This is a genomic window from Erysipelothrix larvae, from assembly GCF_001545095.1.
Taxonomy (GTDB): domain Bacteria; phylum Bacillota_I; class Bacilli_A; order Erysipelotrichales; family Erysipelotrichaceae; genus Erysipelothrix; species Erysipelothrix larvae.
In genome coordinates, this window is the sequence record NZ_CP013213.1 from 635,475 (window position 1) to 648,181 (window position 12,707).

At 38.0% G+C, this 12,707-nt stretch carries 11 protein-coding genes; 6 read left to right on the top strand and 5 right to left on the bottom strand.

Annotated elements, in window-relative coordinates:
* Positions 1 to 9: 9 nt before the first annotated feature.
* The 3 genes from AOC36_RS02910 to AOC36_RS02920 form a co-directional block, all read right to left on the bottom strand.
* On the bottom strand, positions 10 to 819 hold the full coding sequence (locus tag AOC36_RS02910; protein WP_232505387.1) for a DUF368 domain-containing protein: 810 nt from the start codon (positions 817 to 819) through the stop codon (positions 10 to 12).
* A 116-nt stretch (positions 820 to 935) separates the two neighbouring features.
* Positions 936 to 1,553 (bottom strand): hypothetical protein, encoded by a 618-nt coding sequence (locus AOC36_RS02915; RefSeq protein ID WP_067631261.1) that lies wholly within the window; start codon positions 1,551 to 1,553, stop codon positions 936 to 938.
* Between the two features lie 12 nt (positions 1,554 to 1,565).
* A complete protein-coding gene (locus AOC36_RS02920; RefSeq protein WP_078055062.1) occupies positions 1,566 to 1,880 on the bottom strand; it encodes a PadR family transcriptional regulator in 315 nt (104 codons plus the stop codon).
* 427 nt (positions 1,881 to 2,307) lie between these two features.
* Between AOC36_RS02920 and AOC36_RS02925 the strand changes: the two genes are divergently transcribed.
* From AOC36_RS02925 to AOC36_RS02940, 4 genes are read left to right on the top strand one after another with little or no spacing between them, the layout of a single operon-like run.
* Positions 2,308 to 3,648, top strand: coding sequence for a Wadjet anti-phage system protein JetA family protein (locus AOC36_RS02925; protein WP_067631266.1), 1,341 nt, complete (start codon positions 2,308 to 2,310; stop codon positions 3,646 to 3,648).
* The gene (locus AOC36_RS02930; protein WP_067631270.1) at positions 3,645 to 4,283 is read left to right on the top strand and encodes a DUF4194 domain-containing protein; all 639 of its coding nucleotides are present in this window, start codon (positions 3,645 to 3,647) and stop codon (positions 4,281 to 4,283) included. The genes AOC36_RS02925 and AOC36_RS02930 overlap by 4 nt, the downstream gene beginning before the upstream one ends.
* Positions 4,252 to 7,464: an ATP-binding protein gene (locus AOC36_RS02935; RefSeq protein WP_067631274.1), complete on the top strand. Its 3,213-nt coding sequence runs from the start codon at positions 4,252 to 4,254 to the stop codon at positions 7,462 to 7,464. The genes AOC36_RS02930 and AOC36_RS02935 overlap by 32 nt, the downstream gene beginning before the upstream one ends.
* Complete coding sequence (locus AOC36_RS02940) at positions 7,442 to 8,653, top strand: Wadjet anti-phage system protein JetD domain-containing protein (RefSeq protein ID WP_067631278.1); 1,212 nt, start codon at positions 7,442 to 7,444, stop codon at positions 8,651 to 8,653. The genes AOC36_RS02935 and AOC36_RS02940 overlap by 23 nt, the downstream gene beginning before the upstream one ends.
* 93 nt (positions 8,654 to 8,746) lie before the next feature.
* Here AOC36_RS02940 and AOC36_RS02945 read toward each other — a convergent pair whose 3' ends face one another.
* Positions 8,747 to 9,826: a PTS sugar transporter subunit IIC gene (locus tag AOC36_RS02945; RefSeq protein WP_198401196.1), complete on the bottom strand. Its 1,080-nt coding sequence runs from the start codon at positions 9,824 to 9,826 to the stop codon at positions 8,747 to 8,749.
* A 286-nt stretch (positions 9,827 to 10,112) separates the two neighbouring features.
* Entirely contained in the window at positions 10,113 to 11,129 is a 1,017-nt protein-coding gene (locus AOC36_RS02950; RefSeq protein ID WP_067631284.1) for an NAD(P)H-dependent amine dehydrogenase family protein, read from the bottom strand.
* Positions 11,130 to 11,215: 86 nt separating this feature from the next.
* On the opposite strand from AOC36_RS02950, the gene AOC36_RS02955 reads away from it, so the two are divergent.
* Complete coding sequence (locus tag AOC36_RS02955) at positions 11,216 to 12,031, top strand: MerR family transcriptional regulator (protein WP_067631287.1); 816 nt, start codon at positions 11,216 to 11,218, stop codon at positions 12,029 to 12,031.
* A 172-nt stretch (positions 12,032 to 12,203) separates the two neighbouring features.
* A complete protein-coding gene (locus tag AOC36_RS02960; protein ID WP_067631290.1) occupies positions 12,204 to 12,680 on the top strand; it encodes a pyridoxamine 5'-phosphate oxidase family protein in 477 nt (158 codons plus the stop codon).
* Positions 12,681 to 12,707: the final 27 nt, after the last annotated feature.

Consider the following 12,707-nt stretch of genomic DNA (forward strand, 5'->3'; position numbering starts at 1 on the left):
TTGTTCGTATTAAGTAATATCGTGCTCTTTTTGAAGGGTACACATCCAGTATCCAAATCCTGAGCCTGCAAACAATAGCACAAGACTTTCTAAGCAAAGCGTGCTAAAGCCCTGGGGCATAATCATTAGGGTAGAAGCCAAAATGATACCCAATATACAATGAAATAACACAGTATGCGCGTTATTGAAAGCAAAATTCATCATTTTCGACAGCAATAACACCGTGCATATGGTTCCAATTAAAATAGGAATGATAATCATTAAATCAAAGTTGATTAATCCATCAGTCATATGCTTATACAATCCCAGATACACAATTAAATTTGTTGGGCTAAGTCCTGGTATAATTAACCCAAGCCCAATCAAAACACCCACAATTATCCATGTACTGAATTTTGGGTGTGGATTTAGATAAAGTAGAGTTTCCCCAAACACCATAAGCATCAAACTTATCAAAAACACTAAAATGAGTATGATAATGTGCTTTTTCTCTCGTCCCTTTGCGCCTGCTTGCTTCCAAAGGGAAGGTACAGTACCGAGAATACAGCCTACAAATAACCATAAAATTTGAGTTTCATACCTGCTTAAGAAAAAGCTCATGAGGTACGAAAAAAAGATCACACCTGAAATACCACCAAGTCCAAGTGGAATAAAGTAAATGATATTACTTTTGAAATTATGGGTTATATGTGCTAAAAAAGTAATGATTTGTTGGTATACGCCAAAAACGGCAGCTAAAGCGCCTCCGCTGACTCCAGGTAAGATAAAACCAGATCCGATCAAAACGCCTTTTATAAATCTCAAAATCCAATCAATCATGGGTAATTTACTCCTTTTTAAGATCATACTACTAACTGATTCTGTATACTAAATATAATTAAGTACAAGCCAATAAAGAAAGGCAACTTATCAGAAGATAGATTGCCTATTTGATGTCATTTCTTTGTAATCAAATTGTCAATGAGTTGATAAAGAAAGAACAAGCAGAATAAACCGATGCTATACAGCGCAAGTGTTAAACTGAGTGCAGAGAGTATAAATGTAATGTGTAGCAGTGAATCCAAGAAATGAATGATAAGGAATACGAAAGCGAAAATGGAAGCATATCCTAATAAATAATAGTGTGTTGTTTTCTCGAGTAAATCAACGCCGTTTGCTTCTGTAAACTCCGCAACTTGGAAATGACTGATTGCCTTTTTTACCGCAAGTTCGTGTGTTTCGCCTTGACTTATTAAGTCCAAAACAATATCATTCAAATACTGTTCAAGCTCTTCCTTTTCATCGTTACTTACAGTCATATGATCAACGAAATGATGAATGTCGTCGAACTTTTTATACATCGTCTTAATCTTTAAATGACTCATATAATTCAGTATACTCCATATCAAAGCAACTGCAAATCCTACACCATACATCACTGTTTCGGTTGTTGGGGCAAGATTGCCAAAATATCGTCCGATGTAAAATGATGCAATAAATGCTGCGATGGAGAGACAAAGAACCCATGGGTATTGCATCTTAGATAGATTAAAAACTTTTTTGATAATGTTCACTACGAAACCTCCTTAAATGAATTTGTTCACTAATTGGACAGTTTGCTCCCAATCAGCGCTCAGAATTTTTAGTTGCTCTTTTCCAAGATCGGTTATTTTGAAATACCTACGCCGACCTCCACCCGTCTCATTTCCCCAATAAGCTTCAATAAACTGATTTTTTTCAAGACGCTTCAATGCAATATACATGGTAGCTTCTAAGATTTCAAACAGGTCATCGGATCTTGCTTTGATCCTTTTTGAGATTTCATAACCATAATTATCCCCACTCAACAACACGCTCAATATGAGAATATCAATTGTACCTTTTAGCATTTCTTTATTCAAAGACGCACCTCCTCAACTACTCAAAACTATTATGTATTGAATATGAACTTAGTATAATGTGAGTACTTAAAAATGTCAAGTACTTAATAAACTTTTTATATTTTGCTTTTATTGCACTATAGATAAGATGATACGCCGATTCTGTAGAAAGGTAGTGATATCCTTTTTGTTACCGTAACATTGATATATATGGATTTGATTTTGATATGCTGACTGTGCTTTAAAAAAAACGGGTCAAACACCTTTGTTTGCGATTGATCGAGAATCACATTAGTTGATCAATAAAATAGAGAAACGAGCAGGTAAATCCTATCAGAGGTTTTGTGCAAAGAATATATGGATTACTATAAGTGAGAGTACTTTCGAAATCAGGGGGTTCAACGGTGTTTTATTGTGATTAAATTAATGTATTCACAAGGAGGTGCCCATGGTTAACAGAATCTTTGAATCAATCCAACCGAATTTCTTTCGTATTCTTTCCAATGCTTCAAAGTTTGAGTACGCAGAGTGCTTAGCACTGTTGTATGAATCCCTCTCAGAATCTAATGAGTATACCATGCTCAGACACGATGCTGTTTTAATCTTACAAAACTACTTCGAACAGATTCGCCTTAAATCAGATGAGACTTTGGTTCAAACAAGTCGAGATCGTGCGAATAATTATTTGCGTGAAATGAAGGAAACCGGATGGGTTGAAGAAGATATCGGCGCAAACTATCAACAAATGCTCTCCCTATCAGAAACCGCAGTCCAGTTTCTGATTTTTATCGATACCTTGAAGTATGATACAGAGCTCAAATACTCCAGTCAAATTTATGCCATTTACCGCAGTTTTAAACCATTTGATCTTGAGAAAGGGGAGCTTGTACTTGAAGAAGCCTACAAAAATACCGTCTCTTTTTTTGATAGTTTAAGACGACTCAATACAAGTATCAAGAAATACATTCAAAAAATCTTTGATGAATCCATCACCAATGACTTATCAGAACTGTTTCAACTGCTGACGGGAGAGTATCAATTGAAAATTGTGGATGCAGCCTATTACCATTTATTAACGAAGGATAATCCAAGTCAATATACCTTTACAATAACCGATAGCATTGAACGCATTCTTTCAGATTATGATGCAATGCATGAAATGAGCCTCAGAAATGCAGTAGATAATGAAAGTTATGAACGGAATTACCAAGACCTTCAACTAAAACTGACCTATATGTTGGAGAAATTCTTAAACATCCAAACATTGATCCATGAAATCAACAAGAAGAATCAAGCCTTTGTGACCTCGGCAATTGGCCGTATCTATTTTTTAATGAACGAATCAACCGATATCACGGGGAGTATCAATGAACTGATTAAAAACATGGCACTATATCCAGACTTTGAAGTGGAAGGCTTATTAAGTGATGTCAGTATTCTCGATGATGCCTCCTTGGCTTCACCGCGTAAACGCACCCTGAAAGAATCGTCCTATATTGAAGAAATGGATGAAACACAACGGGATATCAGTGGAATCCAAGATAAACTGGTTGAATTAAGCAAATACTCGAAACAACAAGTCGATCGGATTGTGCTTGAACTCCTAAAAGGGAAGCAGTGGATCCATGTTAAGGAGTATGACACCCTTGACGTCACCATGGTTACGCTCATCTTCTTATATGGGTACGCATATGATGCGTCCTACACGATTGAACAAACACCCGACACCTACATCAACCAAGAAGGCAAAGTACTGGGGAATTATATTATCAGAAGGAGACCTGTATGAACAAAGCAGAAGAACTCAAGAACTTTTCAATGAAGTTCTCACGACAAACCGAAAAGGAACAAGAACAGTTTTCTGAAATCGTCAACAAACTGTTACGCTGTAATTATCTATGTCGCGATAATCCGTCCGATCGCTCCCACTATTTTGACGCTCTGATTATCCGTGAAGACATGCGTGCTTATTTATCCATCATAGATACCGATATCATCATCGATGAACTCAATGGTGTAATCGGACTTAAAGTCAACGGTGAATCCAGTCACCACCGATTAAGACTGCGTGAAACGATTATTCTTCTGTGCTTGCGTAAACTTTTCTTCATTAAGAAACAATCCGTGTCGATGATTGATACGATCGCGGTAACCCTTGAAGAAATCATGCAAGAACTCCTCAATACGGGATACTTTGAAAAAGGGGTTGGGAAAACAGAATTTGAAACCACCCTTAGAAAACTTAAATCCTATCATCTCATCGACTACTCATTCACCCAATCACCCGATGTCATTATCCTATGGCCATCCTTGCTGCATGCAGTAAATGCCAATACCTTAGAAGAAATCCAAAAGAAACTCGATGTATACAAAGACAATATGGAGGTAGACGATGAAAATACTGAAGAAGATAAAGCTGATTAATTGGCATATTTTTTCCAATGAAACCATTGAATTATCGGGGAATACGTTAATCACGGGTGAAAATGGCAGTGGGAAGTCAACCATCCTGGATGCCATGCAATACATCCTTACGGCAGGCTCAACGAAATTCAATATGGCAGCCAATGAAAGCAGCACTCGAACTTTAGTCTCTTATGTCCGTGGAAAACTCGGGGTAGAAGGCAAGGAATTCATTCGAAGTGGTGATGTAGTCAGTCACATTGCCTTGGAATTCTATAACGAAGAATCCGATGTAATTCAAGTGTTGGGTGTGGTCCTTGAAGTTGGTGCACAATCAATGGCAAAACCCCACTTCTATAAAGTTGATCAACCTTTTGAAGATGCATGGTTCCTAGAAGATCGAAAAGTCCGGAATTATGCGGAGTTCAAACAAACCCTAAAAGGCCTTCAAATCGAGTTGGATACACCCACTACCGCTACCCAAAGACGCACTCTATTTATGAACACAATGGGTTTAGATCTAAAATACCGTGAACTCATACCCAGAGCCTTAGCCTTTCGCCCCGTCAATGATATCCAAGACTTTATCTACCGCTATCTTCTGAATGAACAAAACATCGACATTGATGCTTTACGAGATAGCATTCGCGAGTACCGCCGCTTAGAGAAACAATTGGAACATGAACAACGTTACTTCCAAAAACTTGAAATTATTGATGCGAAATACACACAATTAAAAAAACAGGAATATGAAGTTTCGGTCAATGAAAGTGCGATTCAATTGTTAAGGTTGAATCTATATAAGAACACCATTGAAGTAAATGAGAAACAGATCTATGGGGACCAACAACGCTTAAAACAACTTGCCAAGTCAAAAGAGCAAGCCAATGAGCGTTTGGGAATCTATCAAGAAGCCCTGGCGGATATGCGAAAGAATCCAACTCTAGAGCGCTTAGAAAAACTTAAACTCGCACTGGCTCACGCTAAAAAAGAATATGAATCAAATGAAGCAATCTTAAAACATGTCGAAACTGAATATCATCGGTTAATAAAAACACTGAAGTCCGTGGATTTTAAAGAAACCATTCATGATGGTAATGATGTTCAAGCAATCCAAAACCAACTTGCATCCATTAAGAAAGCAGTGGATCAAAAACTAAAGACGACCTATCTTCAAAAAATTAAATATGAGGAAGAGATCGAAGCGACGCATCGCACACGCTTGGAACTCGAACATGACATTGAACGGCTCAAACGCCAACAACAAGTTTATCCAGAGAACGTCAAAAAACTCATTGTCGTCTTAAAAGAACGCTTGAGTGAGTTTTACCATGAAAGTGTTGAAGTCCGTCCACTTTTTGAATACCTTGAAATCAAGGATGAATCATGGCGTAACGCCATTGAAGGGTATTTGAATACACAACGCTTTAATATCATTGTGGAGCCTCGCTATTTTGATATGGCAGTCAAAATATATGACCAAATCAAACACGACATGAATATTTATGGTGTACGAGTTGTGGACGTTTTAAAAACACATGGCAAAAAAGCTCTGGAAGGTTCCTTAGCACAACACCTTACAGTCATGGACGAATATGTGTTGGGTTATATGAACTATTTATTAGGGTCAGTAATCTGTGTTGATTCAGTATCAAACTTGAAAGAACATCCCATTTCCATAACTCAAGAAGCCATGGTTTACAAAGGCTATGCCGTGTTTGCCATTCGACCTGAGATTTATAAACGCCCTTACATAGGTCAAGCTGCGATCCAGATACAACTGACTCAACGTCAAGAAGAACACAAAGCGCTTATGCAAACCTTGATTGAAAAACGGCAACACAAAGATGCTCTTGAAGTTGTTGAAAACACGCTAGAGTCCATTAATATCTTAAATCTTGAAGTCAGCATCTCAGGTTTAAAGGATCGAAAAACACTCTTTGAAACTTATAAACTGAATGAAGATGCCGTGAATCAAATCCAAAGTAATCCGAATCTCACACTTCAACTTCAAAAAGCACAAGAGCTTGAAGTCAACATCAAGACCTTACAACAAGAGATATCAAGAAGTGATCAAGCAATCGGGGGACTGAACAGGAATATTGCTGCCACAACTGAAAAGAATGAAGATGTTAAGGCAACCTATGAAATCCTTTATGATGCGTATGAGCGTACCAAAGATGACAATCCAAGCCTTCTATTTGATGCAGAAGCCACCATGAAATCCAGTTTAGATGCGTCAAGTCACAATCACCAACGTGCCATGGATACGCTTCAGACACAAAACAAAGCCTTGAGTGCGAACTTTGTAGATCAAAAATTGTCTTTACAACAAGATATGAGTGAGTATAACCACATGAGTAACAGTGGCTATGGTGTGGGTCTTGAATGCATTGATCAATACCTTACACGATATTATAAACTTCGTGATGTTGATTTGATTGCATCACGCAACAGTTGTCGGCAAGCACGAGAAAAAAGTGAACAACAATTCCATGACAGCTTCATTCACCAGCTCTCACAAAATATCAAACAAGCACGCAGAAATATTGATCTTCTAAATCGCCAATTGCGTAAGCATACCTTTAGGGATGAGCAATATCGCTTTGACATCTCAGCCAGCAAATCACCGCACTTTGCACAATACTATAAGATCATAACCTCTGATAAAGAAGCATTCCCAAGTAATCTGTTTATGCAAATGCTGTCGCAACAAGAAAGTGAAGTCATGAAGGAACTATTCAGACGCATTACTGCCTTTGATGATGATGGTAAAAATGAACAAGAACTCAGACGCTATACGGATTATCGAAACTACATGAGTTACGATATTATCACAACCAAGGAGAATGGTGATATTACCCGCTTATCCACAGTGATTAAAGAGAAATCAGGGGGTGAAACCCAAACGCCATTTTATGTGACGATTGCTGCATCCTTTGAACAACTTATCTCAAAGATATCAATGGTTGATTCAGGGTGTGTCGTGCTTTTTGATGAAGCCTTCAACAATATGGACTCTCAACGCATTCGTGCCATGTTAGAGTTCTACAATAACCTCAATATTCAAATTGTGATTGCAGTACCACCCGATCGCATCGCATCAATCAGTGAACATGTGGATACGGTCCTTGCAGTAGGACGCAGTGGAAACAGCGGATTCACGCAAAGGATTCAATATGGAAAAAACGACACCCAATAGCATACTTAACGTGCTTGTGGATAAGTACGAAAGCTCTGAAATCTCAAAAAAGAAATCCAACCGTAACATCGCCATCAAGATAAAGATGGTAAACTACGACGAAGAATACTATGATTCACGCGCGTTTAAACGGTACCAAGCATATCAAGATACCTTCAACTTACTCACGAGCCTTGATTTTGTGAGTGTTGAATCTGAAGGGGAATACGTCCTTTCAATCATGCTCAATCTCAACAAAATTGACGCGATTTATGAATGGTTAGGACGTACGAACATCAAAGTATTCCGACAGGAACGCTTAGAAATCCTCAGAAACCACAACACACACCGTGAACTAGCACCCGTCTGTACCTTTCTCATCGAGCGTGAAATGAGCTTTAAATCCAACAAGCAATACTTTAAAGATGCTCATGAGCTCAAAGAAATCTTAAAAGCTATCGCTTACTTAGAAACACAAAGAGATTTTGAATGTACGCTTCGCCAAGCATCACAGATTATCTATGGCAATACCAAACGACTGGAAGCACTTCAAGGAAAAGTCAGTAAACTGTTGCGTGCAGTGGAACCAACACTTGAAGGGCAAACCGATCAATCCATATTTGAGTTGTATGGCATTGTAAGAAATCCAACATATATCTATCTAAAAGGGTCTATGAACTTAACCATTAAAAACCAAGTCATTCAATTAGGTACATTGGGAGGAAGTCTGGGATTTTCATCCGATCTTCTTCAAGATTTATCCATCAGTGGTGAAGGACCACGGTATTTGATCACGGTGGAGAACCTTGACACCTTTCACAAAATCCAGCCAACACAGGGTGTGATTGTATACTTAGGCGGGTTTCACAATGCAGCAAAACGAAGTTTTCTACAACGAATTTATACACACTCCCCAAACATTCACTATTATCACTTTGGGGATATTGATGCAGGCGGATTCTCGATTTTTCAAGACCTTATCAAAAAGACAACCATCCCATTTGAACCCATGTTGATGGATGTAGAATGCTTACACACCTATCATAACTTCACACGCCCCTTAACACAAAATGACAAGACTGCACTTGAAGCAATGCGAAATACGTCATTTTGCGCAGTCATTGATTATATGTTACGTGAAAACGTTAAACTTGAACAAGAAATCGTGGATGCTAGTGTGTTTATCTCAAATCTTGATAATCATCAATAAAATAACGGGCTCTAATTTGAAATAATTAAAAAAAGGTCCAGAGGATTTAAGTCTTCTGGACCTTTATGTTACAACGTGAATAATAATGGATATTTACATACCACCCTTATTTTCAAAGACACTTGCATCATAGAGCTTAAACACCTTGCGATAGAGCATATCGCTAAAAAGGGCACTGACTACGGGGACGATAAAGAAACATAAGCAGACAATTCCCAGTTGAAGTAAGCTAGAAGTACCATTTGAAACACCTGCTTCAAAGGCAGCAAGTGGACCTACTAAACCTACAATACCAAATCCTGAAGATTGCGCCGTTCCCGCGATGTTAAAGAGTGATGCAACAAGACCACTGATTGCTGAAGTGGTGATAATCGGAAGGCAAATGATTGGATGTTTCACAAGATTTGGAATCATCATTTTCATTGCACCTAAGAAAACAGCAAGTGTCACACCTTTTTCATTGTTCGCACGGATTGATCCAACAACAAGCATGATTGCACAAGCACCCACACCAATTGCTGCAGCTCCAGCTGATAGACCGTTTAGCCCAACTGCAAGCCCAATCGCAACGGTTGATATTGGTGTGATGATAATAATTGAAAACGATATTGCAATTAACACACACATTAAGATGACTTGCATATTTGTAAAGGTGTTAATGAGTGTACCAATTTGACTGGTAATACTACTTACATAAGGTAGGATTAATACCCCGATAAATCCTGGTAATGCACCACCTAGAATTGGAAGCAATACTACCGTAAGTGATCCAAGTTTATCCTTGAAGAGATCAATGAGGATGACTGCAAAAAACGCAGTAAACATAACATTGAACAGATCTCCGGTTCCCGCAATTTTCCAATAGTTATCTGCTACTTGATAGGTAACAACCCCTGACCCAATAAATGTCGCCGCAGATAGGCATGCGCTTTGGATGCCATTATAGCCAAACTGAAGCCCAATCAACGCTCCAATAACAAGTGGGACTGTAAATTGAATTGCATATACGACTTCCCATAATGTTTGGAAAATATCCATATTTGTTGACTTGTATAAGACTGAAAAGACTTGGCCAAGTATTGCATTTGGAATCAGTGCGACAACAATCCCTGTCGCAACACCCCCTAATATTTTATTCAGATACTCATTCGGTTTATGTCTAAAGATTGACATTATTAATTTCCTCCCCATTTATATATCTAAAAAACACTTAAAAAACACTAACATGCACAGAATTATGTGTCAATGTGTGATAAACGCAATATTAGAAAGGATAAATCAGTATAACTGAATAAAATGAGCATATAATGTATTGAATGTGAATGATAACGTTATTGATGAGTATTGATAAATTTGATAACGCGAAAAATAAGATGTATGAGTGAAGCACAAAAAAAACACAAAAAAAACCAAAGTACTCAATCACGTGAAGCACTTTGGTTTTGAATCGATGGTTGATTTAATACCATTCCATTGGATAGGTTAAGTATTCAATCGGTAATAGTTTTTCTGCTGTGATGAATCCTGCAGGAGCTTTTAATACTGAAGGAATCCGATTCACAATTGTTGCACAGGTATGTGCTACTGTATCTGGTTTCTCAACTGAGAATACCATATCAGGTTCACCAAAGAACTTCCAATCACATTGGTCACCTTGGTCAGGTAGGTAAACTTTACCCACACATTGCACAACGAGTTCAACCCCTTGATAGGTCTTGATGGTTGTGACTGCAGACATACCTACAGCATTGCCTTTAGGAATGGTTTCACCCAATGTTTCTGAATAAATGTCTTCATCAAGGATGATCGGAACACTCTTTTGTGAGATATCTTTAATCACCCAACCCATTTTAGCACAAATGCCTTCACCTGCATTCCACATATAGGATGGGAAGGATTCTTGTGAAGCAATTTCTTGATCAAATGCTTCAGGTGTGAGTCCAACACCATGTGCTTTCGCAAGTGCTAATCCATAGTCTTCAACATTATAGCTCACAATGCCTTCCATACGATCAATGCGATTAACACCACCCGCTACAAGACATGGCATGTTGATCCAATAGATATCTTGCATACCAGAACCTGTAATCGTGATGCCGTGTTCTTTCGCAAGACGATCCAATTTATTGGTTTGTGCAGGGGATGTGTTCCATGGATAGATTGCTTCTTCGCATGTTGTTACAACATTCACCCCATTCTTTGCACACATTTCAAAGAATTCGTACATTTCTGGCATGTAACTAAAGATTGTGACAAGTGCCACATCTGCATCACAGTTATCAAACACAGCTTGTGCATCAGCTGTAATGGTTATCCCTGTTTTATACCCAAAGTTGGCATAATCACCAATATCCATGCCTTGGAGTTCAGGATTATTATCAATGGCACCGACAATCTCTGCACCATGATCCTTAAGATATCGAAGTGCAACCTGAGACATCTTACCACAACCATACTGTATAACTTTAATTTTCATAGCAATTTTCCTCCTTTTCTTATTTGCTAATCTTTTCACTAATAGTATAATGTCTATAGTAAGTATAGAGTCAAGGGGGCGAAATTATGAACATCAAAATTGGTGATTTTTCGAAGATGAATGACATTTCTATACAGACCTTACGCTATTACGATAAGATTGGACTTTTGAAACCAGCAACTATTGATTCTGAGACGGGGTATCGTTATTATAATGTTGGCCAATGCAGCCTAGTGGATACCATTCTCTATTTGAGATCGCTTGATTTCTCACTGAAAGATATTCGACAATTCTTAACGCAATCAGGCAGCAAGGTTGAACAAATCCTCTTAGATAAACAAGAAGCCTTAATTGAGGAGCGACAACGGATTGATGAGCAAATCTTTTTGATGCGACATTACACACAAGCGTATCAGTGTTTTGAAACCAACCAGGAACTGTATCAATTCGCAATTGAAACATTCCCCAAACGCTATGCATATCAAGAAACCATTGAAGGTTCGATCTATGCAATGGATGATGATGCCTATGAGCTTTGTCTTCGACAATTTAAAAAACAAATGAAAAACTCTAATCTCAATCGTATGTATTTCAACCGGATAGGTACAATAATCCAATATGATGATTTTAAAAACCAACAGTTTTTTTCAAATCAAATGTTTGTATTTGTACCCAAGCACCTCGCCAATGTCGTCTTCCCAAAAGGGGACTATGCAGTCACTTATGTCTATGAGTTTGAAAGTGAAAAAAACACCCTGTCTTCGTTTTATAAAAGCATCAAAGATCATGGCTATAAACCAAGTGGGGATTATTATTGTGAGGTCGTGATGGAAAAACCATACCTAAACCTCGAACAACGCTCGATGTTTATTCGAATGCAGGTGCCCGTTGGGCTTATTTAAACAATACCCATGCTCTTTTTTAAAGCAGTCTTTCACACAGGTTCCACGCTACTGAAAGGGTTTAATGAACGTATTTTTTTCTGTAAGATCTTTAGAAAATAAGTATACTTTATGAGTATCATGATATATGATGAATATAAAGTAAGGATTCAAAAGACCATGGAGGAACCTAATGACAAAGTATGAAAAAGCAATTAAGTTAATGAATGATTATTGTGGTAAAGGGAAAGACAATGTAATTGCCCTTGCGACCATTGCATGTGATGAAAACAGTGATGGGAAACTTCGTCCTTCTGTAAGAATGGTTGATGCCTATTATGAAGAAGGCGTGTTTTACATCTCAACCAGTGCATCCAAAAAGAAAATGAAAGAAATTGAAGCGAACCCAGAGGTATGTGTGAGTGGATTGGATTTATTTTCAGTTCACGGTTTTGCGGAAAACCTGGGGTGGGTTAAGGATGAAAAGAATGCTGAAATCAGAGCTAAAATGACGAAGTATTTTGATTGGTTTACCATTCATGCAGATGAAAATAACCCGGATTCAATCGTATTAAAGGTAACCTTGACAGATGGTGTCTTGACGGATAATGAACGCACCTATGATGACTTGATGTATCATGTAGATTTCATAAAGAAAGAAGCAGTGTAACGTTAAGTCAAGTGCTGATCACATGAT

Bases quoted from the DNA above. Each gene is read 5' to 3' on its own strand.
- AOC36_RS02945 (WP_198401196.1), bottom strand. From the start codon at position 9,826: ATGTCAATCTTTAGACATAAACCGAATGAGTATCTGAATAAAATATTA.
- AOC36_RS02955 (WP_067631287.1), top strand. From the start codon at position 11,216: ATGAACATCAAAATTGGTGATTTTTCGAAGATGAATGACATTTCTATA.
- AOC36_RS02940 (WP_067631278.1), top strand. From the start codon at position 7,442: ATGGAAAAAACGACACCCAATAGCATACTTAACGTGCTTGTGGATAAG.
- AOC36_RS02925 (WP_067631266.1), top strand. From the start codon at position 2,308: ATGGTTAACAGAATCTTTGAATCAATCCAACCGAATTTCTTTCGTATT.
- AOC36_RS02935 (WP_067631274.1), top strand. From the start codon at position 4,252: ATGAAAATACTGAAGAAGATAAAGCTGATTAATTGGCATATTTTTTCC.
- AOC36_RS02950 (WP_067631284.1), bottom strand. From the start codon at position 11,129: ATGAAAATTAAAGTTATACAGTATGGTTGTGGTAAGATGTCTCAGGTT.
- AOC36_RS02930 (WP_067631270.1), top strand. From the start codon at position 3,645: ATGAACAAAGCAGAAGAACTCAAGAACTTTTCAATGAAGTTCTCACGA.
- AOC36_RS02910 (WP_232505387.1), bottom strand. From the start codon at position 819: ATGATTGATTGGATTTTGAGATTTATAAAAGGCGTTTTGATCGGATCT.
- AOC36_RS02960 (WP_067631290.1), top strand. From the start codon at position 12,204: ATGACAAAGTATGAAAAAGCAATTAAGTTAATGAATGATTATTGTGGT.